We start from the raw sequence: 22,616 nt of genomic DNA, 5'->3' as shown, positions 1-22,616 counted from the left end.
ACCGGTCCGACGGCTTTCAAGTACAACACGGAACCAGGGCCTTCGAGAAGGCCGCTGCTTTCGTGATTAAGAACCTATGGGGATTGCTGGGGCATGCGCAAACTATTTTTTCGACGAGTTCGCATCAGTCGTCCCCTGACTCGTCATCAGGCTGATCCTCCAACTCCTGACCTGCGCAAATAGCCAGAACATCGGATCCGTACGTCCGAAACTTCCGGCGCCCGACACCCGGGATGCGGGACAGCTCGGCCGCGTCCTCGGGTGCGGCCTCGGCGATGGCGATCAAGGTCTTGTCCGTGAAGACGCAGAACGCGGGCTGGCCGAGCCCGGCCGCCGTGCGTCCGCGCCACTCGATCAGTCGCTCGTACAGCCCCTCGTCCATGTCCGACGGGCAGTCCTCGCAGCGCATCAGCTTCATCTCGGCGGCCTCGAGGGTGCGGCCGCACACGCGGCAGCGCGCCACCTTCCGGTCGGCCCTGGGCCGCACGTCACCGACCGGTTCGCGGGCGCCCGGACCGCTTCCGAACTCGATGCCGCCGCGCCCCGCGCGCGCCCCGCGTCCCGCCGAGCCCTTCGACCCGGGCCGCAGTCCGTCGAGGAAACGGCTCGGCCTGCGGTTCGGACGGCCGCCCGGCGAGCGGGACAGCGCCCAGGAGAGGCCGAGGTGGCGCCGCGCGCGGGTCACCCCGACGTACAGGAGCCGCCGCTCCTCCTCGATCTGCTCGTCGGTCTTGGCGTAGGTGATCGGCATCATGCCCTCGGCGAGGCCGACCAGGAACACCGCGTCCCACTCGAGGCCCTTCGCCGCGTGCAGCGAGGCCAGGGTGACGCCTTCCACGGTCGGGGCGTGCTGGGCGTTGGCCCGCGCGTCGAGTTCCGCCACGAACGCGTTCAGGGTCGCGGCGGGCTCGGCTCTCGCGAGGTCCTCCGCGAGCCGGGCGATGGCGGCGAGCGACTCCCAGCGGTCCCGTACGGCGCCGGATCCCGCGGGCGGCTCCGGGGTCCAGCCCGCTCCGGACAGGACGGCTCTGACCTGGGAGGGCAGGTCGACGGCCTCGTCGAGTCCCGCGTCGTTGTCCCCGAAGCGGGCCGCCGCGCGCAGCTCGTGGTGGGCCTTGCGCACCTCGGCGCGCTCGAAGAAGCGCTCGGCTCCACGCAGCTGGTAGGGCACGCCCGCGTCGGCGAGTGCCTGTTCGTAGATCTCCGACTGCCCGTTCGTGCGGAAGAGGATCGCGATCTCTCCGGCGGACACTCCGGAGTCGATCAGCTCCCTGATGCGGCGGGCGGCGCCCTCTGCCTCGGAGGGCTCGTCGGCGTACTCGACGTACGTCGGCTCGGGGCCCGCCTCGCGCTGCGAGACGAGTTCCAGGCGGTGCTCGGCGGCGCGGCCACTGGCCCTGGTCAGGATTCCGTTGGCGAGGTGCACGACCTGGGGCGAGGAGCGGTAGTCGCGGACCAGCTTGACGACGGTGGCCGCGGGGTGGCGCGTGCGGAAGCCCAGCAGGTGGTCGGGGGTGGCGCCGGTGAAGGAGTAGATCGTCTGGCTGGCGTCACCGACGACGCAGAGGCTGTCGCGCTCGCCGAGCCACAGGTCCAGGAGGCGCTGCTGGAGCGGGCTGACGTCCTGATACTCGTCGACGACGAAGTGCTGGTACTGGGCGCGTACCTGCTCGGCGATGTCCTGTCGGTCCTGGAGGATGCCGACGGTGAGCAGCAGGACGTCCTCGAAGTCGATGACCGAGCGGTTCCGCTTGAGGGTTTCGTACGCGGAGTAGATCTGGGCGATCTCGGCAGGGTGCCGGGGCGCCGCGCGGTCCGCCTTGTGCACCGCCGCGGCGTAGTCGCCGGGGACGGTCTGCGTGACCTTGGACCACTCGATCTCCGCGGTCACGTCGCGCAGTTCGCCGCGGTCCAGGCGCAGGCGCGAGGCGGCCGCGGCGTCGGCGACGAGCTGGATCTTGCGGTCGACGAGCCGGGGCAGTTCCCCGCCGACCGCCTTGGGCCAGAAGAACTGGAGCTGGCGCAGGGCGGCGGAGTGGAAGGTGCGGGCCTGCACTCCCTCGGCACCGAGCTGCCTGAGCCTGCCGCGCATCTCGCCGGCGGCGCGGTTGGTGAACGTGACGGCGAGGACCGTGTTCGGCTGGAGGATCCCGGCACGGACGCCGTACGCGATGCGGTGGGTGATCGCCCGCGTCTTGCCCGTGCCCGCGCCCGCGAGCACGCACACCGGACCGTGCAGGGCCGTCGCCACGGCGCGCTGCTCGGGGTCGAGCCCCTCGAGCACCGCGTCGGCGTCCCTCGGCGGAGCCGAGTATTGAGCACGGCCGGGATCCTGCGGGAACAGGGTGGAGTGCGTTGCTGCTGTCACCCCGCCATGCTGCCAGGTCCGCGGGGACGCGTGCGTCGCGTTGTCCACAGGCGCCGGGCACTTGTCGTACTAATGCGCTCGACGCGCGGGAATGGGCGCCGGGTCGCGTACGTTCGACTGATTGCGAACACGCACCCCCAGCCACCGAAGGAGCGCGAGGACATGCCGGGCACTGTGACGATGTACAGCACCACGTGGTGCGGCTACTGCCAGCGGCTGAAGAAGCAGATGGACCGTGAGGGCATCGGGTACACCGAGGTCAACATCGAGCACGACCCGGAGTCCGCGGCCTTCGTCGAGAAGGCGAACGGCGGGAACCAGACGGTTCCCACGGTTCGCATCTTTTCCTCTGAAGGCGCTGAGACCGTGATGACCAACCCTTCGTTGGCTCAGGTCAAGCAGGCCATGGCCTAGACCCCCACTTGAGTCCCCGCACTCAGAGACAGACCCCCGGCCCTGATGGGTGCGGGGGTCTTCTGCTGCTCACTCCGGTGGGGTGCTGTACCGCTCGATGCTCGCCTTAGCCGTCGACCCGTCCAGCTTCCGCAGCTCCCACGGTCCAGTGTTGACGTCGAAGTCTTTCCCGAAGCCAACCCACTTCCCGGACATGCGTCGGCCGGTGGGCTCGACAAGCATCTGAATCGCCCCGTGGTACTTGGCTCCCTGGTAGTAGCCATCAGCGGACGTGTCCTCTACCCAAGAGCCGGTGACGATGTTCCGGTCCACCGTCAGAGCCAGTTGCAGCCGACTACCGGGGTTCGTGGCAGCGTCGGGCAGTGACTCGACCGTGAGTCGGTCGCCACGGTGCACCACTAGTACGTGGTGCTTGGCTTCGAAGGTCTCGTCTCGACTGGACGAGTAGAACTCATATCGAGAGAGCCAGATACCCGAGTAGTCGTCTCCCTGGGGCTGAGTGCTTGTCTCAGCGTCTCCGGACGCTTGGGTGATCCCTTCGGGCCCCGACTCCATGTCGTGGCCTCCTGCGCCGTCCTCATGGACTCGGGATGCTCCTGCGGAGTCATCCCTGCGTGAGCCAGGCAGGGACAGAGCGAAGCCTAGGGCTTCAATCGGCCGTCCCGTCGCCTTCTCCAAGGCACGTGCGTACAGGGGGCGACAGGTGCGAGTCCGGCCCGACTCCCACCGCTGTACGAGCCTCTTGGAGGCATCGTTGGGCTCCCTCAACTCGTCGCCAGCCTTGCGGAGTTGGGTAGCAAACTCATCTTGACTCAGCCGCATGCCGATACGGACGGCACGCAGCACATCGTTCGGGACAAGCGCTGTCGTCGTCATGTGATCACGGTAGGGCTTGGGGCCCTCGAATGACACCGGTTTGACGCCTACGAGTAGCGCCGGAAGGACGCCTAGAACGTCGTCGCAGTGACCGGCGGTTCTGCGGACCCTAGTGACCATGGCAACAGCACAGACGAACGCGAAGCTGGGCGACTACGTGACCTACGCGCCCAAGGGCGAGACGTGCAACAAGTGCGGCAAGCCCTTCAACGGGTTTGAGCGGGTGTGGAGACTCCGCGTAGAGCAGCCATCGGGAGCCAGGTTCGGGCCCTACCAGCACTACGACAAGTGCTGAGAACGCAAGAAAGCCCCGGCCGAAGCCGGGGCATCTTCTTGGGCTCAGTGGAGCTAGGCGACCTCGAACACGTTGTCAAGCTCCTGAGCAGTCATGTCGCCCGGTGCTGCCGCCTCGGCCGTGAGGTGGTTCGAGAGCTGAAGGTCAATCTCATCGATCTTCTTCGCGGCATGGTTGATGTCCGCCGAGTAGTTGCCACCACCCATGGCCTTCAGCAGGTTGATCCCGCCCTCGGCGTGCGTCTTGTTGGAATCCTTCGGGTACAGGTCGGTCTTAACCGTCAGGACCCCGTCATGGAAGCTGTAGCCAGTGATGTCCTTCGTCGTGAAGTCCATCGGGTCCGACGGGTCACTCGTGCTAGGACCGGCCATCTCCCGCATGTAGTGCTTCACGCCACTGATGACCGTGGCGTGGCTGTGGTGATGGTGCTTCTTCTTCGGCTTCGGCTTCGGCTTGTGCGTCGACTTGGGAGACGCCGAGTGCGTGTGAGTCGGCTTCGGGGACGTCTTGGCCGCAGCCTGTACGTGGTGCTGTGGCACCTTCACACGCGCCTGAGCGGTCGCATGAGCCTTCGGCTTGGCTTCGGTGGACTTCTTGTCCGTCGTGTTGCTGCCACCGCTCAGGGCACCGGCTACGACGCCCATAGCCCCGAGGGCGACCACTGTCCCGATGATCCTGCGGCGGGTCTTCCTGGCCTTGACGGGGTTCGACTCTTTCCGAGGACTCCACTGCTCGTACTGCATTCGCTTACCTCCTGCTACGAGGTTCGCAGTGCACTTACGTCGACTTGACAGCTGAAGGTCCCAGAACGCTTAGGCGAAGGTCCTTTACGAATTCTTTGGTTTGAGTCACCCCAAGGACTTCTTAGAGGTACCTTCACACAGCTTCCCCAGGAACTCAGGAACCCTAGCCTCGATTTCATCGGGCGTAGGAGTAACCGGATCAGGCTCCAACGCGAACGAGTATTCAGCCAAAAGTCGGGCCTGCCTCAAACGCTCCATATGATCGGCAGAATCAACGGCTATCCACTCAGCCATCAGATGTGCCCCCCCACGGCGAGCAGCACGACGAGAAGGATTAGCCGTAGTCGGCTTCTGAACCATCGCAATCAGCTTGTCGGCCTGCTGTCGAGACTGCCGGATTCAGCAACCGCAGGGTGCAGCACATACACACCCTTTCAGTTTCCGCCCTCGATCATCCGACCCTGCTCCTTAACGAGCCGACCCAATGACTCGGCACAGGCAAGATGCTCTGACGCGGATTCTATATACCGCTTCTCGAAGCCAGACAGGCGAATGCCATCGGCTTCATATTTCGATATCAGCTCAGCCTGAATTCGCCGAGCCGGCGTGTTCTTGGAAGTCATTCAAAGGCTCCCTTCTGGCACGAGGGCTCGATTCAGATCGCAGCATTGCCAAGGGATCCGGCCAATCTGAGTACGAGGCAAAACGCTGCATAACCTTGCAATAGACCCTTGATCATCCCTCTAAAGGGGCCTTCAGGAAGTGCAGCGAACCGGAGCTGCTATGACGTCCCGGTCCGGCTCAACCTCGTTAAGGGGCTGCCCCCTCCCTATTCCCTATACGGGAATCCGTATTCTTACGCATCGAAGTTCGCGAACAAATCCTGAAATGCAAAAAAGGTGTACGCCTCTCCGGATGGCATCCGGTACGGGAAGCAGCCGCCACCCGGTGACGTGTCGTTCTTGCTCGACCTTGAAGCAGGCACAGCGTTGATGACGCCGGCTGATGGGACGGAACTGATGCTCCCTCTCCCCGAGGGAACTCAAGCACTGAGCTTGGCTGCCTAGTGGGGGAAAAGTGAGAACCGTCCCCGCGCTCCTCGTGGTGTCCGACAGCGGCGCCGAGTCGGTTATGACGAACCCGTCGCTGGCCCAGGTCAAGCAGGCCATGGCCGCCTGAGCTGTCCGGCCCTGAGCGTATGGCCCCCGCCCCCACTCGGGTACGGGGGCTTTTCGCTGTCCTGCGCTGGTCTGACGGGTGCCCTGGGCCCGTCAGACCAGCACCAGCACGACGATCACGGCGAGGAAGATCAACGTGAGGATCATCGTCAGCAGGTTCGCCGCGCGGTTGCCTGTGATGTCCTGGTTGCCCCGGCGCTTGAGCGCCCACGCGCGCCGCCGGGCCGCCGCTTCCTCTTCGCGCCTGCGCTGTTCCGCAGAGCCGGCCATGGTCTCGCCCCCTTTGCGTCAGGGCTTCTGAGACCAACCCTGCCACGAGGCCGGCGGTCCGGCAGAGCGCGGCTCAGAGCGCGTCGCTGGGCTTCGGCAGGGGCTTGCCGTACCAGAGCTCGATCAGCCGGGCCGCGATCGAGATCCCGTAGGGAGGCATGACCTCGCCGGAGTCGAAGGCGGTGCGCAGGTCCTCTCGGGAGAACCAGCGCGCTTCGTGGATCTCGTCGCCGTCCACATTGATCTCGAAGGACGTGGCCTTGGCCATGAAGCCGAGCATCAGGCTGGACGGGAACGGCCAGGGCTGGCTGGCGACGTACTCGACGTCACCGACGACGACCCCCGCCTCCTCGAAGACCTCGCGCCGCACCGACTGCTCGATGGACTCGCCGGGCTCGACGAAGCCCGCGAGCGTCGAGAAACGCCCTTCGGGCCAGTGCACCTGGCGGCCGAGCAGGATGCGGTCCTGCTCGTCCGTCACGGCCATGATCACGGCCGGGTCGGTGCGCGGGTAGTGCTCGGCCCCGCAGGCCGGGCAGCGGCGGATGTGGCCCGCGGCGGCGATGACGGTGCGTTCGCCGCAGCGGGAGCAGAAACGGTGCAGCCGCTGCCAGTTCTCCAGGGCGACGGCGTGCACCATGAGGCCCGCGTCGCGCTCGGAGAGGAGCATTCCCGCCTCACGCAGGCCCGCCGGGCGCGCGGACTGGTCCATCCGCCCGGGAAGCGTGTCCTTCTGGAGCGCGAAGTAGCTCACGCCGTCCTCGTCGGTGCCCAGGAAGTAGCGGTGCGCCTCGGTGAGGGGCGCCTCGAAGGCCGGGGTCATGACCAGTTCCGTCCGGCCGTCCGGTGTCTCGTCGATCAGCGCCTGACCACCGGAGACCACGAAGACGCGGGTCGTGGGATGGCTCCACGCGGCGGCGAGCCAGGCCTCGTCGAGGCGGTGGTGCGCGGCGCGGTCGATTCCGCTCGGCGCGGAGAGCGAGAGGGGTCGCCCTGCGGCGAGGTCGGCGGTTCGGTCGGTCCAGGTGGTCACGAGTGCTTCCAACTCCCCCGGTGGAAATGGGTGGTTCGGCGGGCGGTTCGGCGAGGTGGGTGCGGGGTGCCTCAGTCAGTGTGCATCTGCCCAGCTCTCCGCGAGGTCGCCCCAGAGGTAGGCGGTTGTTTCGACACCCTTCATAAGGAGGTCGAGTTCGACCTTCTCGTTGGGGGCGTGCCAACCGTCGGACGGCACGGAGATCCCCAGGAAGAGCACCGGGGCCTCCAGGACGTCCTGGAGGTCGGCCGCGGGACCCGAGCCGCCCTCGCGCGTGAAGCGGATCTTCTGCTCGAAGGCCTGACCCATGGCGCGTACGACGGACCGCAGAGCCGGGTGGTCGAGCGGTGTGAGGCAGGGGCGGGTGGCGGCCCCGAAGGTGACGGTGTGCCGGATCCCCGCAGGCAGCTGTTCGGCGACCCAGGCGGTGACGGCCTTCTCGATGTGGTCCGGGTCCTGCCCTGCGACCAGGCGGAAGGAGAGCTTGAGCATCGCTGAGGACGGCACGATCGTCTTGCCGCCCGGCCCCTGGTAGCCGCCGCCGATCCCGTTCACCTCGGCGGTGGGGCGGGCCCAGATGCGCTCCAGGGTGCTGTGCCCGGCCTCTCCGTGGGTGGCCCGTGACTTCGCCGTGCGCAGCCACTGCTCCTCGTCGAACGGCAGCTCCGCGAAGAGCTCGCGCTCCCGGTCGGTGAGCTCCACGATGCCGTCGTAGAAGCCGGGTACGGCCACGCGCGCGTGCTCGTCGTGCAGCGCGGCCACGAGGCGGGCGGCCGCGGTCGCCGGGTTCGGGACGGCGCCGCCGAACGAGCCGGAGTGGATGTCCTGGTCGGGCCCGTACAGCTCGATCTCGCAGTCGGCGAGGCCACGCATGCCGGTGCACACCGTGGGGGTGTCTTCGGACCACATGCCCGTGTCGGAGACGATCACCGCGTCGGCGGCGAGGCGCTCCTTGCGCTCCTCCACGAGGGCGCGGAAGTGCGGCGAACCCGACTCTTCCTCACCCTCGACGAGGAACTTGAGGTTGACCGCGGGTGCGGTGCGGCCGGTCGCGGCCAGGTGGGCACGCAGGCCGAGGGTGTGGAAGAACACCTGCCCCTTGTCGTCGGCCGCCCCGCGCGCGTGGAGCCGCTTTCCGATCACGACCGGGTCGAAGGGGTCGGTGTCCCAGCCGTCCTCGCGGGCGGCCGGCTGCACGTCGTGATGCCCGTAGACGAGGACCGTGGGGGCCTCGGGGTCGCCCGAGGGCCACTCGGCGAACACGGCGGGGGCGCCGGGCGTCTCCCACACCTCCGTGGTCGGGAAGCCGGTCCCGGCGAGTTTCGCGGCGAGCCAGTCGGCGCTGCGCCGAACGTCCGGCGCGTGGGCGGGCTGGGCGGACACGGAAGGGATCCGCAGCCACGCGGCGAGGTCGTCGAGGAACGCCTCACGCTGGTTCTCGATGTACGCACGGACGGTGCTGACGGCGCTGTCAACGGGCTTGCTCATGGTCACGAGCCTATCGGCCCGCCCGAGCGTGCTCGCCCGGCGGTTCCTCGACGGACTCCGCAGGCTCCTGCGGATCCTCCAACAGAAGCCGTTCCAGCTCCTCCCGGCCGGGCAGCCGGCGCGGCCGGACCGTCTCCCCGGTGCGTACGTACAGGAAGGCGGCGCTCACGGCCTCCAGGGGCACGCCCTGCTGCTCGGCCCAGGCCAGCCGGTAGACAGCCAGCTGGAGGGGGTCCGCGGACTTCCTGTGGGCCGTCTTCCAGTCCACGATCTCGTACGTCGCCTCGTCGCCTTCGCCCTCCTTGTAGACGGCATCGATACGGCCGCGGACGACGCGGCCCGCGATGGCCATCTGGAAGGACGTCTCGACCCTGTAGGGAGTGCGGTGCGCGTACGGGGTGCGCTCGAAGGCTTCCTTGAGTTCCTCCAGGTCGCGCTCGTCCGCGATCTCGGCGTCGCTGCCAGGCAGTTCCTCCGGGTCGTGCATGGGCAGCCGCAGCTCTTCGAAGCGCGCCTCGATCCACGCGTGGAACCGGGTGCCCCTGCGGGCCGCGGGCTGCGGCGGCTGCGGCATGGGGCGGGCGAGTTCCTGGGCGAAGGCGTCCGGGTCGGCGGCCATCCGCAGGACCTGGGACGCGGTGAGGGTGTGCGGCACCGGGACGTCGCGGACGGCGGCCCGGGCGCGCAGCAGCTCGCCGGACAGGGCGTCGAGGTCGCGGTCCCAGGAGGCGATGGTGCGGGCCTCCTCCGGGGTGAGTTCGGCCTCGGGGGCGGGAGCGGGGTGCGGAACGGCGGGGGCCGGTGTCTCGGGCTCGTCCGGTACGTAGTCGTCCCTGGAAGGAACGTCGTCGTAAGGACCCTCGTACGGACCGTCGTCGTCCTCGTAAGGGTCGTAGGGCGGTTCGTCCGCGTCGTAGGGCGGTTCATACGGGCCGTAGGGGGGCTCGTCGTCCTCCGGGGGCGGTGGCCAGTCGGGGTCCTCGAAGGGCGGCTCTTCGAGGACGGCCGGGTGGGCCTCGGTGTGGGCGTGCGCCGCTTCGGGACCGTCGGCGCGCTCCAAGTAGGCGAGGACCGTGTGGGCCGCGGCCCGGCGGCGGGCCCGCGCCTCCTCGTCCAGCGGCAGCGGCCAGGCGTGCTCGACCGACTCCTCCTGGAGGGCCGGGTTCTCCTCGTCCTCCGCCGGTTCGTCGGCCCATGCCTCGATCTCGCCGTACCCGGCGGCGCAGTGCTCGTACAGCGCCTGGAGGAAGTCCGACGGCCCGCGCCTGCGCTTCTGGGAGGGCCCCCACCAGTGTCCGGAGCCGAGCAGCAGGGAGCGCGGGCGGGTGAACGTGACGTAGCCCAGGCGCAGTTCCTCGGTGTGCTGGTGGTCCTTCATGTCGGCGTGGAAGGCCTTCATGCCCTTGGAGTCCCACGTCTCGATGTCGGGCAGCGTGGCGCCGTCACCGCGCAGTTCGTGGGGCAGCACCTTGGCCTGCGCCGTCCACTTCTCGCGACCTTGGGCGCTCGGGAACGTGCCGTTGACGAGTCCGGGGACGGCGACCACATCCCATTCGAGGCCCTTGGACTTGTGGGCGGTGAGCACCTTCACGGTGTTCTCGCCGCCGGGCAGCGCGTTGTCCAGGCCCTTCTCGTACTGCGCCGCGGTACGGAGGAAGGCCAGGAAGGCGAGCAGCGTCGCGGAGCCGTCGTTGGCCGCGAAGGACGCGGCGACGTCGAGGAAGTTGGACAGCGTCTCGCGCCGCCGGGCCGCCAACGCGTGCGGGGACGCGGCGAGTTCGACCTCCAGGCCGGTGACCGCGAGCACGCGGTGCAGCACGTCCATGAGCGGGTCCGACAACGAGCGGCGCAGTTCGCGCAGTTCGGTGGCGAGCCGTGCGAAGCGCACGCGCGCGTCCGGCGAGAACGGCAGCCCGTCGTCGTCCTCCTCGTCCTCGACCGAGGACTCCAGGAACGTGTCGAGCGCGTCCGCGAGCGATATCACCTCGGCCGGGTCGACCCCCTCCACGGCCTCCGCCAGGCGCCGGTCCGGGTCGTCGTCCGCCCCGCGCGCGTGGGAGACCAGGAAGCGTGCCCTGCGCCCCAGGAGGGCGAGGTCGCGCGGGCCGATGCGCCAGCGCGGGCCGGTCAGCAGCCGTACGAGCGAGGCGTTGGCCCCGGGGTCCTGGAGGACCTCGCACATGGCGACCAGGTCGGCGACCTCCGGGAGGTGCAACAGGCCGGAGAGGCCGACCACTTCGACCGGGATGTCGCGGGCGACGAGGGCGCCCTGGATCTGGGCGAAGTCGGTCGCGGTGCGGCACAGGACTGCGATCTCCCCGGGCGCCGTCCCGGTGGCGACGAGGTGGCCGATGGAGTCGGCGAGCCAGTCGATCTCCTCGCTGTGCGTGCGCAGGAGGGCGCAGCGCACGCCGCCGTCCGCCTCGGCTCCCGGGGCGGGGCGCAGGGCCTCCACGCCCGCGTGCATCGCGCGGAGCGGCTCGGCGAGCCCGTTGGCGAGGTCGAGGAGGCGGCCGCCGCTGCGCCGGTTCTCGCTGAGCGCGAAGCGGGTGGCCGGGCGTCCGTCCGCGTACGCGAAGTGGCTCGGGAAGTCGTCGAGGTTGGCGACGGAGGCGCCGCGCCACCCGTAGATCGCTTGGCAGGGGTCGCCGACCGCCGTCACCGCGTGGCCCGTTCCGCCGCCGAAGAGGCCTGCGAGCAGGATGCGCTGGGCCACGGAGGTGTCCTGGTACTCGTCGAGCAGGACCACGCGGAACTCGTCGCGCAGGATCTCGCCGACCTCGGGCCGTGTGTCGGCCAGCGTCGCCGACAGGGCGATCTGGTCGCCGAAGTCGAGGAGGTCCCGTGTCCGCTTGGCTTCCCTGTAGTGGCCCACGAGCTCGGCCAGCTCCAGGCGCGCGGCGGCCGCCTCGGGGACCTTCCGCAGGTCCGCGTTGCTGAGCTTGGCGCCTTCGAGGGTGCGCAGCAGCTCGTGGTCGTACGCGCGCAGCTTGCCTGGTTGTACGAGGTGTTCCGCCAGCTCGCCGTCGAGGGTGAGCAGGTCGCTGACCAGGTCGGCGAAGGAGCGCGTGAGGGCGGGATACGGGCCGGGCGCTTCGCGCAGTATGCGCGCGGCGAGCTGGAAGCGGGTCGCGTCGGCGAGCAGCCGCGTCGTGGGTTCGAGGCCGATGCGCAGGCCGTGGTCGGTCAGCAGTCGGCCCGCGAAGGCGTGGTACGTGGAGATCACGGGCTCGCCCGGCGGGTTGTCCGGGTCGATGGTGTCGGGGTCGGTGACGCCCGCCTTGATCAGGGCCTTGCGGACGCGCTCGGCCAGCTCGCCCGCCGCCTTGTTGGTGAACGTGAGGCCCAGGACCTGCTCGGGCGCGACCTGCCCGGTGCCGACCAGCCAGACCACGCGCGCGGCCATCACCGTCGTCTTGCCGGAGCCGGCTCCGGCCACGATCACCTGCGGGGCGGGCGGTGCGGTGATGCAGGCCGTCTGCTCCGGGGTGAACGGGATTCCGAGGAGCTCCTTGAGCTGCTCGGGGTCGGTGAGGCGCGTGGTCACCTCATCGAGGCTAACCGGCCCCACTGACAGCGCCGTCCCGTTCGGGCTCAGTGGAGGCGCACGTCACTCCGCACGTCGCTCGACACCCCGCACGTCACTCGACGACGTGCTTGCCCTCCGGACGCGCGCTGCACGAGGCCCGGAAGGCGCAGTGGGCGCAGTGCTGGCCCGCGGTGGGCACGAAGCGCTCGTCGAGGACCTTGCCGGCCGCGGTGGCGAGGAGATCGCCGACCCACTCCCCCGTCTCCCCTTCGACGGGTTCCTGCGCCTGCACCTTCGGCAGGGTCTCGCCGCCGTCCTTCTTGGCTGCGCCCTGCCGCAGCTGCACCAGCTCGGCCCCTCCCGGGTGCGGGCGCACGCCGTCGAAGGCCTCGTCGACGGCGCCCTCGTGCACGGCGAGCTGGTACACGGCGAGTTGTGGGTGGCGGGCGACCTCCGCGGAGCTCGGCGCCTGCTTGCCGGTCTTGAAGTCGACTACGTAGGCACGGCCTTCGGCGTCGCGCTCCACGCGGTCCATGGAGCCTCGGATGCGTACTTCGTAGGAGCCCGCTTCGAGCGTCACGTCGAAGTCGTGCTCGCTGGCGACGGCGGTGCGGCCCGCGCGGTCCATGACGTGCCACTGGAGGAAGCGCTCCAGCGCGGCGCGGGCGTTCTCCTTCTCCTGGCTCGACTTCCAGGGCGCGTCGAAGGCGAGGGCGTCCCACACGGAGTCGAGGCGCTCCATGAGGACGGCGAGATCGGCGGGCGTGCGCCCGGAGGCGACCTCGTCGGCCAGGACGTGCACGACGTTTCCGAAGCCCTGAGCCGCGGTGGCGGGAGCGTCGGCCTTCACCTCGCGGCCGAGGAACCACTGCAGGGCGCAGGTGTTGGCCAACTGGTCGAGGGCGCTTCCGGACAGGACGACGGGCTTGTCCCGGTCGCGCAGCGGAACCTTGCTCTCGGTCGGCTCGTGCATGCCCCACCAGCGGTACGGGTGGGCGGCCGGCACGAGCGGCCTGCCGTCGTCGTCGCTGAGCGCGGCCAGCTTGGCGAGGCGGCGCGCGGCGGCCTCGCGCAGCCCTTCGGAGACGCGCGGGTCGACGGTCGTGGCGCGCAGTTCGGCGACGAGCGCGGCCACCGACAGGGGGCGGCGCGGGCGCCCGCTGACGTCCTTGGGTTCGACGCCCAGCTCGGTCAGGAACCGGGACGGCTGGTCGCCGTCGTCCGCGGGCGCCTTCACGGCGGTGATCACGAGCCGCTCCCGCGCGCGCGTGGCGGCTACGTAGAAGAGGCGTCGTTCCTCCGCGAGCAGTGCTCCGGGAGTGAGTGGTTCGGCGAGGCCGTCGCGTCCGATGCGGTCGGCTTCCAGAAGCGATCCGCGGCGCCGTAGGTCGGGCCACAGCCCTTCCTGGACGCCCGCGACGACGACGAGCCGCCACTCCAGGCCCTTGGAGCGGTGTGCGGTCATGAGGCGGACGGCGTCGGGGCGCACGGCACGACCGGCGAGGGTGTCCGCCGCGATGTCCTGGGCCTCCAGTTCCTCCAGGAAGTTGCGGGCGCCGCGGCCTCCCGTGCGCTCCTCCGCGCGCGACGCGACGGCGAACAGGGCGCAGACGGCGTCCAGATCGCGGTCCGCGTTGCGCCCGGCGGCGCCGCCGCGGCGGGCGGCACGCTCGAGTCGGCTCGGCCAGGGGGTGCCGTTCCACAGCGCCCAGAGGGCTTCTTCGGCGCTGCCCGCGTCGGTGAGTTTCCGGCGGGCGGTGGCGAGGACGGCGCCGAGACGCTGCGCACCGCGCGCGTAGGCGGGGTCGTGCAGGGCGAGCCGTTCGGGCTCGGCGAGGGCGCGGGCGAGCAGGTCGTCCGAGGGTGGCGGCAGCGCGTTCCCGGCCGCGCGCTCCTCCTCGCGCAGGGCGCGCCCCAGGCGACGTAGATCCGCCGCGTCCATCCCGGCCAGTGGCGAGGCCAGGAGTTCGAGAGCAGTCTCGGTGTCGAGCCAGCTCTCCCCTTCGGGGGTGTCGGTCCTGGCCACCGCCTTGAGGGCCGTCAGCAGCGGTGTGACCGCCGGTTCGTGGCGCAGCGGCAGGTCGTCGCCGTCGATGTCGAGGGGGACGCCGGCCGCCGTGAGCGCGCGCCGCACCGCCGGGATGCTGTGCGTGCCGGCGCGCACCAGGACGGCCATGTCGCTCCACGGGACGCCGTCCTCCAGGTGGGCACGGCGCAGGATGTCCGCGATGTTGTCGAGCTCCGTACCGGATGTCGGGTACGTGTAGACCTCGGCCGTGCCTCCGTCGCGCACGGGCGTCAACTCACGGTGGGCGCGCACCTTGTGCGCGGGCAGCCGGGTCAGCGGCATCCGGTGGGTGACGCGGCGCGTGGCCTCCAGGAGACGGGCGCCGGAACGCCGGGACGTGGTGAGCACTTCGAGCGGGGCGGGGGCGCCGTCCGCGCGGGGGAAGTCCTCGCGGAAGTTCAGGATGCCGTTCACGTCCGCGCCCCGGAACGCGTAGATCGACTGGTCCGGGTCGCCGAAGGCGACGAGGGTGCGGCCCCCACCCGCGAGCGCCTGCAGGAGCCGCACCTGGGCGGGGTCGGTGTCCTGGTACTCATCGACGAAAACGGCGTCGTACCGCTTGGCGAGCTGGTTGGCGACCTCCGTGCGGCGCGCCAGGAGCACGGCACGGTGCACCAGTTCCGCGTAGTCGAGCACGCCCTGCGCGTCGAGGACGTCCAGGTACTCGGCGAGGAAGGTGGCGGCCGCCCGCCAGTCCGGGCGGCCTATACGGCGCGCGAAGGCGTCCAGGGCGGGCGGACCGAGGCCCAGCTCGCGGCTCCGGGCGAGGACCGCGCGCACCTCGTCGGCGAAGCCCCGCATCGTGAGGCACGCGCGCAGCTCGTCGGGCCAGCGCACATGCGCGAGCCCGGCCTGCTCCAGGTCGATCTGCCCCGCGAGCAGCTCCCGCACGGCGACGTCCTGCTCGGGGCCCGACAGCAGCCTCAGGGGCTCCGCGAAGAGGTCCGCGTCCTGGTGGGCGCGGACCAGCGCGTAGCAGAACGAGTGGAACGTCGTCGCCTGCGGGGCGTGCGCCGCTCCGATGCGCACAGCCATCCGGTCGCGCAGTTCCACCGCGGCCTTCCGGCTGAACGTGAGCACCAGGACGCGCGCGGGGTCGACGCCCTTGGCGACGCGCGCCGCGACGGCCTCCACGAGAGTCGTGGACTTTCCGGTCCCCGGACCGGCCAGGACGAGCAGCGGCCCGTGGGCATGGTCAACCACCGCACGCTGATGTGCGTCCAGACGAGGGGGGTCCACCGGAGCCGGCGGGGTACGCACCAGTCGGTACGCACCGGGGACCACCTGTCGAACCTGGTGCTGCGACAGGTGCCGGGTGGACGAGGAGGAGCTCACGTGGATCGCTGGTCCTGGTGGGTGTGCTGGTGATCGAAGGGCCGTCCGCGCGAGGCGGTGGCCCTGGGGCGAAGGAGGTGTCTGCCATCGACGGTGCTGTCGACGCTACGCCGTCGAGTGTGGCGGAAGTCGGGCTTCCGGTGCCTCCCCCGCGTTCCCCCTGGCACGGATGTGCCCGGTCTCACCAACGGACGCGAGGGCGCCGAAGTGCCCCGCATGCCCCGTTTCCCCCATACGGGCCATCGGTACCCCGCCCGCGCGCGGGATGGCCGAAGCTGTCAATTGTGAGCTTCCGTACCTGCCCGGCCGTCCCACCGTGCGCGCTTCATGTCGAGGCGCGGCAGATGACCTTCGGCGGCGCGGGATGCCTCTCGCAAGGGCGTTCCCTCCTCCCTGTAGCGGTCGAGCGCGCGCAGTTCGTGCCCCGGCAGGAGGTGGCCGTCCGCGCGCACCACACGCCACCACGGAACCGCTCCTCCGTAGAGGGCCATCACCCGCCCCACCTGGCGGGGGCCGCCCTCCTCCAGCCATTCGGCCACGTCTCCGTACGTCATGACCTGCCCGCGCGGGATCGATTCCGCGACGTCGAGGACCCGCTCCGCGTACTCGGGAAGCTCTCCCGCCGGTTCGCTCTCCTTGCTCATCCGGCCCATCCTGCCGCACGGCACCGACAACATGGAGGGACGTACAAGAGGCGGCTTGGACGGACGCACAAGAAGACGTTCACCGAGGACTCCACGCTCCTCGAATGCACCCTGATGCCCCCCTATGACGGTGCGGCATGCCACCATCGTGCGGGCGGTGACTGGTGATACGAGATCAAGAAGAGACCACGGAGCAGCAGAGCGTGCACCCCGACAAGGCGGAGGGCACCTCTGTGGCACCGGCGCGCCCTGATGAAGCGGCCGATCAGGCCGACGAGACGAAGCACGAGCAGCCGTTGCACGACCCCGACTGTGCCGAGAACGACGTGCACGCGGAGCAGGTGGACGGCGACGAACCGCTGCTCCCCGCGCGCGTGCACCGGCCCTCCGACCTCATGCGCCTCCTTGTGGGGCTGCTCGCCATCGTCGTCATCCTGGCCATCGCGGCGTTCGCGCACGGCACGACCTCGGGCTTCGCCCAGGACATCGACAAGGGCACCGGCCAGGCACCCGACCTGCTGACCAAGTTCGCCGGTCTCGCGTCGAGCATCGCCATCCTGCTGGTGCCGGTCGCGTTCGCCATCGAGCGGCTCATCAAACGCGACGGTCTGCGGATCGCCGACGGAGTGCTCGCCGCGGTTCTCGCGCACGGAGTGACGCTGGCGACCGACCTCTGGGTCGCCAGGGCCGCCCCGCAGTCCATCCAGGACGCGCTCACCACGGTGTCGCCCGGCGACCTCCATGCGCTCACCGACCCGGTGCACGGCTACTTGGCGCCCGTCATCGCCTATATGACGGCGGTCGGCATGTCCCGGCGCCCCCGATGGCGCGTCGTGCTGTGGGTGGTGCTGCTGCTCGACGCGTTCGCGATGCTGGTCACCGGCTATACGACACCGTTCTCGATCATCCTGACGATCCTCATCGGCTGGACCGTCGCCTACGGAACGCTGTACGCCGTCGGCTCCCCGAACGTGCGCCCTACAGGGCAGACGCTCCTCGCCGGCCTGCGCCACGTCGGCTTCCACCCCGTCAGCGCCTCCCGTGAGGAAGCCCAGGAGGGCACTACGGAGAACGGCGACCGGGGGCGGCGCTACTTCGTCACCCTGGAGGACGGACCGCCGCTCGACGTCACCGTGGTGGACCGGGAGCAGCAGGCGCAGGGCTTCTTCTACCGAGTGTGGCGGCGCCTGACGCTGCGCGGCATCACGCAGCGCCGCAGCCTCCAGTCGCTGCGCCAGGCCCTGGAGCAGGAGGCGCTGCTCGCCTATGCGGCGATCGCCGCCGGGGCGAACGCGCCGAAGCTGATCGCGACGTCCGAGCTCGGCCCCGACGCCGTGATGCTCGTCTACGAACACGTCGGCGGCCGGTCCCTGGACGCGCTGCCGGACGAAGAGATCACCGACGAGCTGATGCGGGACACCTGGCACCAGGTGCAGGCGCTCCAGTCGCGGCGGATCGCGCATCGCAGGCTGGCGGGCGACGCGATTCTGGTGGATCGTTCCGGCACCGTGATCCTCACGGATCTGCGCGGCGGTGAGATCGCCGCGGGCGACCTGGTGCTGCGCATGGACATCGCCCAGCTGCTCACGACGCTAGGCCTCCGAGTGGGCGCCGAGCGCGCCGTCGCGTCCGCCGTGGGCGTCCTCGGACCGGACACCATCGCCGACTGTCTGCCGCTGCTGCAGCCGATCGCGCTCACCCGCTCCACCAGGGCGACGCTGCGCAAGCTCGGACGCGAGCGGGCCCAGCGCGAGCGCGAGGCCGTCCTGGAGGCGTCCAGCAGGGCCAAGCAGGCGCGCGTCGAGGAGGCGGCCGACACCGACATCGACAAGGTGTCCGTGCGTGCCGAGAAAAAGTCCGAGAAGAAGTACGAGAAGGCCGAGCGGCAGGCCGAGAAGCGAGCGCTCGACGAGGCTCTGGAGGAGGCCCGCGAGGAGGATCTGCTGACCCAGATCCGCCACCAGGTGCTGCGCATCCGGCCGCAGGCGCCCGTCGAACCGGCCCGCCTGGAGCGCATCAGGCCGCGCACGCTGATCAGTTTCATCGCCGGCGCGATCGGCGCGTACTTCCTGCTGTCGCAGCTCACCCACATCGACTTCGGGGCGATCGTGGGCGAGGCCGAGTGGGGCTGGGTCGGCCTCGCGGTGCTGTTCTCCGCGCTCAGCTACGTGGCCGCCGCGATGAGCCTGCTCGGCTTCGTACCGGAACGCGTGCCCTTCATGCGGACCGTCGCGGCCCAGGTCGCCGGGTCCTTCGTGAAGATCGTGGCACCAGCGGCGGTCGGTGGCGTGGCGCTCAACACGCGCTTCCTGCAACGCGCGGGGGTCCGTCCGGGGCTCGCCGTCGCGAGTGTCGGCGCCTCGCAGCTGTTCGGCATGGGCAGTCACATCCTCCTGCTGCTGACCTTCGGTTACCTGACAGGGACGGAGAAGACGCCCTCCTTGTCGCCGTCCCGCACGGTCATCGCGGGCCTGTTGACCGTCGCCGTACTCGTCCTTGTAGTGACGTCGATCCCGTTCCTGCGCAAATTCGTCGTCACGCGCGTGCGCTCACTTTTCGCTGGTGTCGTGCCGCGCATGCTCGACGTGCTGCAGCGGCCGCGGAAGCTGATCACCGGCATCGGCGGCATGCTGCTGCTGACCGCCTGTTTCGTGATGTGCCTGGACGCCTCGATCCGCGCCTTCGGGGACGAGACCCAGACCACGATCAGCCTGGCCAGCGTCGCCGTGGTCTTCCTCGCGGGCAACGCGCTCGGCTCTGCCGCACCGACACCGGGTGGCGTGGGTGCCGTCGAGGCGACGTTGACGGTGGGTTTGATCGCGGTCGGGCTGCCCAAGGAGGTGGCCGCACCTGCGGTGCTGCTGTACCGGCTCCTTACGTTGTGGCTCCCCGTTCTCCCTGGGTGGCTGTTCTTCAACCACCTCACAAGGAAGGGCGCTCTCTAAGCGACTTGAGCGTCCGTCGGGCGGCAACGACCTCAGCGACGGCCTCACTCGCACAGACCGCAGCCCGAGCGCCCCGCACCGGGCAACCGCAGGATGGACGCATGCCGAATCCGTCCTGGTCCCGCACCTCTGCCCTGATCGCCGCCACCCTGCTGCCCGTTTCGCTCGCCGCGTGCGGCGGCGAATCGGAGGACAACGCGGATCTGCCGTCCCAGCAGTTGAGCTGGAAGGACTGCCCCGCGCCCGCGGACTCCCAGGGCGGCGGCGACTCTCCCTCCCCGCTGCCCGGCGGCGCCGAGTGGCAGTGCGCCACCATGAAGGCGCCGCTCGACTGGGACAAGCCCAAGGGCGAGACGATCGACCTGGCGTTGATCCGCGCGGAGTCAAGCGGGGCCAAGGACAAGCGGATCGGCTCGCTGATCTTCAACTTTGGCGGCCCCGGCGGCTCCGGGGTCACCTCCCTGCCCGCCTTCGGTTCCGAGTACGCGAAGCTGCGCACGCGCTACGACCTGGTCAGCTTCGACCCGCGCGGGGTGGGCCGCAGCGCGGGTGTCGAGTGCGAGGACGACAAGCAGCTCGACGCGTACTACCAGGAGGACTCGACGCCGGACGACACGGCGGAGCAGAAGAAGCTCGTCGACAACATCAAGACCTTCAACGACGGGTGCGAGAAGAGCTCCGGGAAGGTCCTCCCCCATGTGGGCACCACGGACGCGGCCCGCGACATGGACCTCATGCGTCAGGTGCTCGGGGACGACAAGCTGAACTACTTCGGTGTCTCGTACGGCACCGAACTGGGCGGCGTCTACGCCCACTTGTTCCCCAAGAAGGTGGGCCGCGCCGTGTTCGACGGCGTCGTCGACCCCACGCAGGACCCCGAGGAGGGCTCGCTCAGCCAGGCGAAGGGATTCCAGCTCGCCCTCGACAACTACGCGAAGCACTGCACGTCGCAGGCCGAGGACTGCCCCGTCGGGGACACGCCGCAGGACGTCAAGACGAAGATCGCCAAGCTGCTCGACGAGCTCGAGGAGAAGCCGATCCCCGGCATCTTCCCGCGCGACCTCACGCAGACCGCGGCGACCAACGGCATCGCTCAGTCCCTGTACTCGAAGGACTTCTGGGAGTACCTGACCGAGGGCCTGCAGCAGGCGTACGACGGCGACGGCAAGATCCTCATGGCGTTGTCCGACTCGATGAACGGGCGCAACGAGGACGGCAAGTACAGCAACATCCAGGCCGCCAACGTCGCCATCAACTGCGCCGACGACAAGCCCCGTTACACGACGAAGGACGTCGAGGCGAAGCTGCCGCAGTTCCGTGCGGCGTCCTCGATGTTCGGCGACTACCTGGCCTGGGGCATGCTCAACTGCTCCGGCTGGGCCGTCGACGGGGCCGCCGACCACCCGGACGTCAGCGCGCCCGGCTCCGCCCCGATCCTCGTCGTCGGCAACACCGGCGACCCGGCCACCCCGTACGAGGGCGCGAAGAAGATGGTCGACGCGCTCGGCGACGGTGTGGGTGTCGAGCTGACGTACGACGGTGAGGGACACGGGGCGTACGACAGCGGAAACAGCTGCGTGCACAGCGCCGTGAACACGTACCTCCTCAGCGGGAAGCCCCCGGCCGAGGGAACGGTCTGCAAGTGATCCAAGAGTTGTCCACAGGCCGGGGCGGATGTCAGTGGGCGCTCCTACGATGGCTTGACTGTCTTTCGAACGGGGGCAGTTAAGGGGGGAGGTGCCATGGCGGCACAGGATTCGCGCGCACCCGCGGGCGCACGCACACGCAGGAAGAACGGCGTCCGTGCGCTCTCGCTGGCCGCGGCGGTCGTGCTGACGGCCGGTCTGGCATCGGGCTGCAGCGGCTCGGGCGACGGTGACCGTGACGGCGGGGACGATCCGAAGCGGCCGTCGGCATCCGCCTCGCGGTCCCCGGGCGCCGCGGCGGGCGACGACGGCTCGGCCCGCCTCCCCTCCTCGCTCACCAACCAGCGCCTCGACTGGGGCCGTTGCCGTGCGCACGGGGACACGCCCGCGCCCGGTTCCGACTGGCAGTGCGCCACGCTCAAGGCCCCGCTCGACTACGCGAAGCCAACAGGACGCACGATCGACCTCGCCCTCATCCGCACCAAGACTCAAGGCAACGCGGGTGATCGGATCGGCTCCCTGCTGTTCAACTTCGGTGGCCCAGGCGGCTCCGGGGTGGAGCTGCTGCCGGCCTTCGCCCCGCAGTACTCGAAACTGCGGGAGCGCTACGACCTGGTGAGCTTCGATCCGCGCGGGGTCTCGGAGAGCCGGGGGCTGCGCTGTCGCAGCGACAAGGAGACGCAGGCAGCCGAGTCCATCGACCTCACTCCGGACACCGCCGCGGAGGAAGCGGCGTACCTCAAGGACGCCGCCGCCTTCGGCAAGGGCTGCCGAGAACAGGCCGGCGAGCTGCTCGCCCATGTGTCGACCGTCGAGGCCGCGCGCGACATGGATCTGATGCGTCAGGTGCTCGGCGACAAGAAGATGCACTACATGGGCGTCTCCTACGGCACCGAACTGGGCGGAATCTACGCCCACTTGTTCCCCGGCAAGGTCGGCCGTCTCACTCTGGACGCGGTCGTCGACCCCACCGCTGGGCGCATCGGGCAGGCCGAGAACCAGGCGCGTGGATTCCAGCGGGCCCTGGACAACTACTTCACGTCACGCGGCAAGGACCCCAAGGAGGGTTCGCGCGAGATCACCGCGCTCCTCAAACGGCTGGACGCGAAGCCTCTGACCACCGCGGGCGGCCGTGAGTTGAACGAGTCGCTCGCGACCACCGGCATCGCGGTCACCCTGTACAGCAAGAGCAGCTGGCCCGCCCTGACGCGCGGCCTGCGGGACGCGGAGCGGGGTGACGGCACCGCCCTGCTCGCACTCGCCGACTCGTACAACGACCGTGACGCGAGCGGGCGTTACGGCACGGCGAGCCACTCGCAGCGGGCGATCTCCTGCCTCGACGACAAGGTGCGTCCCACGGCACGGGAGACCAAGGAGCGGCTGGCGAAGTTCCGCGAGATCTCGCCCGTGTTCGGGCCGTACATGGGCTGGGACACGGCGGGTTGGTGTCACGACTGGCCGGTTCCGGGGCAGTGGGACGACCCGGACGTGAGCGCTTCGGGTGCGGCTCCGGTGCTCGTCGTGGGCAACACCGGGGACCCGGCGACTCCCTACGAAGGGGCGCGCCGCATGGTCGACGAGTTGGGCGCGGGTGTCGGCGTCGAGCTGACGTGGAAGGGCGAGGGGCACGGGGCGTACGGATCCGGCAGCGCATGCGTGGACTCGACGGTCGACGCGTATCTCCTGGAGGGGAAAATACCGCGCGACGGCAAGGTGTGCTCCTGACGGCAGGCGTCCGCCCCGGTTCGGAAACGGCGGACGGGCCCCGCGCGTGGTGCGCGAGG

General features: G+C 69.9%; 14 protein-coding genes and 1 pseudogene. 6 read left to right on the top strand and 9 right to left on the bottom strand.

Translation table 11 applies throughout. The annotated features are described in order from the left end of the window. Positions 1-124: 124 nt before the first annotated feature. Positions 125-2,368: an ATP-dependent DNA helicase UvrD2 gene (locus RBJ65_RS04900; protein WP_306317995.1), complete on the bottom strand. Its 2,244-nt coding sequence runs from the start codon at positions 2,366-2,368 to the stop codon at positions 125-127. A gap of 162 nt (positions 2,369-2,530) precedes the next feature. Between RBJ65_RS04900 and RBJ65_RS04895 the strand changes: the two genes are divergently transcribed. Next, complete coding sequence (locus tag RBJ65_RS04895) at positions 2,531-2,782, top strand: mycoredoxin (RefSeq protein ID WP_306317994.1); 252 nt, start codon at positions 2,531-2,533, stop codon at positions 2,780-2,782. 69 nt (positions 2,783-2,851) lie between these two features. On the opposite strand, the gene RBJ65_RS04890 is transcribed toward RBJ65_RS04895, so the two are convergent. Beyond that, positions 2,852-3,658 (bottom strand): DNA-binding transcriptional regulator, encoded by an 807-nt coding sequence (locus tag RBJ65_RS04890; RefSeq protein ID WP_306317993.1) that lies wholly within the window; start codon positions 3,656-3,658, stop codon positions 2,852-2,854. A gap of 118 nt (positions 3,659-3,776) precedes the next feature. Between RBJ65_RS04890 and RBJ65_RS04885 the strand changes: the two genes are divergently transcribed. Next, positions 3,777-3,953, top strand: a complete 177-nt coding sequence (locus RBJ65_RS04885) for a hypothetical protein (protein ID WP_306317992.1) — start codon at positions 3,777-3,779, stop codon at positions 3,951-3,953. A 53-nt stretch (positions 3,954-4,006) separates the two neighbouring features. Here the strand turns inward: RBJ65_RS04885 and RBJ65_RS04880 are convergent, their stop codons facing one another. Further along, entirely contained in the window at positions 4,007-4,696 is a 690-nt protein-coding gene (locus RBJ65_RS04880) for a hypothetical protein (RefSeq protein WP_306317991.1), read from the bottom strand. Positions 4,697-5,773: 1,077 nt separating this feature from the next. Between RBJ65_RS04880 and RBJ65_RS04875 the strand changes: the two are divergent. Next, positions 5,774-5,875, top strand: a pseudogene (locus RBJ65_RS04875) (NrdH-redoxin); the annotation flags it as partial. Positions 5,876-5,967: 92 nt separating this feature from the next. On the opposite strand, the gene RBJ65_RS04870 reads toward RBJ65_RS04875, so the two are convergent. The 6 genes from RBJ65_RS04870 to RBJ65_RS04845 form a co-directional block, all read right to left on the bottom strand. Next, positions 5,968-6,144 (bottom strand): hypothetical protein, encoded by a 177-nt coding sequence (locus RBJ65_RS04870; RefSeq protein ID WP_306317990.1) that lies wholly within the window; start codon positions 6,142-6,144, stop codon positions 5,968-5,970. 73 nt (positions 6,145-6,217) lie between these two features. Continuing rightward, positions 6,218-7,177, bottom strand: a complete 960-nt coding sequence (gene nudC / locus RBJ65_RS04865) for an NAD(+) diphosphatase (protein ID WP_306317989.1) — start codon at positions 7,175-7,177, stop codon at positions 6,218-6,220. Between the two features lie 75 nt (positions 7,178-7,252). Then, a complete protein-coding gene (locus RBJ65_RS04860; RefSeq protein WP_306317988.1) occupies positions 7,253-8,665 on the bottom strand; it encodes a dipeptidase in 1,413 nt (470 codons plus the stop codon). A gap of 10 nt (positions 8,666-8,675) precedes the next feature. Then, positions 8,676-12,212, bottom strand: a complete 3,537-nt coding sequence (locus RBJ65_RS04855) for an ATP-dependent DNA helicase (protein ID WP_306317987.1) — start codon at positions 12,210-12,212, stop codon at positions 8,676-8,678. Positions 12,213-12,306: 94 nt separating this feature from the next. Then, positions 12,307-15,597, bottom strand: a complete 3,291-nt coding sequence (locus tag RBJ65_RS04850) for an ATP-dependent DNA helicase (RefSeq protein ID WP_306317986.1) — start codon at positions 15,595-15,597, stop codon at positions 12,307-12,309. A 278-nt stretch (positions 15,598-15,875) separates the two neighbouring features. Further along, positions 15,876-16,250, bottom strand: coding sequence for an MGMT family protein (locus tag RBJ65_RS04845; protein WP_372341227.1), 375 nt, complete (start codon positions 16,248-16,250; stop codon positions 15,876-15,878). 155 nt (positions 16,251-16,405) lie between these two features. On the opposite strand from RBJ65_RS04845, the gene RBJ65_RS04840 reads away from it, so the two are divergent. The 3 genes from RBJ65_RS04840 to RBJ65_RS04830 all read left to right on the top strand — a co-directional run bounded on the left by RBJ65_RS04840 (position 16,406) and on the right by RBJ65_RS04830 (position 22,557). Next, positions 16,406-19,186: a lysylphosphatidylglycerol synthase transmembrane domain-containing protein gene (locus RBJ65_RS04840; RefSeq protein ID WP_306317984.1), complete on the top strand. Its 2,781-nt coding sequence runs from the start codon at positions 16,406-16,408 to the stop codon at positions 19,184-19,186. A gap of 101 nt (positions 19,187-19,287) precedes the next feature. Next, positions 19,288-20,832: an alpha/beta hydrolase gene (locus tag RBJ65_RS04835; RefSeq protein ID WP_306317983.1), complete on the top strand. Its 1,545-nt coding sequence runs from the start codon at positions 19,288-19,290 to the stop codon at positions 20,830-20,832. 96 nt (positions 20,833-20,928) lie between these two features. Next, positions 20,929-22,557, top strand: a complete 1,629-nt coding sequence (locus RBJ65_RS04830; RefSeq protein WP_306317982.1) for an alpha/beta hydrolase — start codon at positions 20,929-20,931, stop codon at positions 22,555-22,557. Positions 22,558-22,616 lie beyond the last annotated feature (59 nt).

This window comes from Streptomyces sp. KL109B, from assembly GCF_030766935.1.
Classification (GTDB): Bacteria; Actinomycetota; Actinomycetes; order Streptomycetales; family Streptomycetaceae; genus Streptomyces.
Note: the sequence above shows the minus strand (reverse complement) of the source record. Positions and strands in the feature narration are given on the sequence as shown.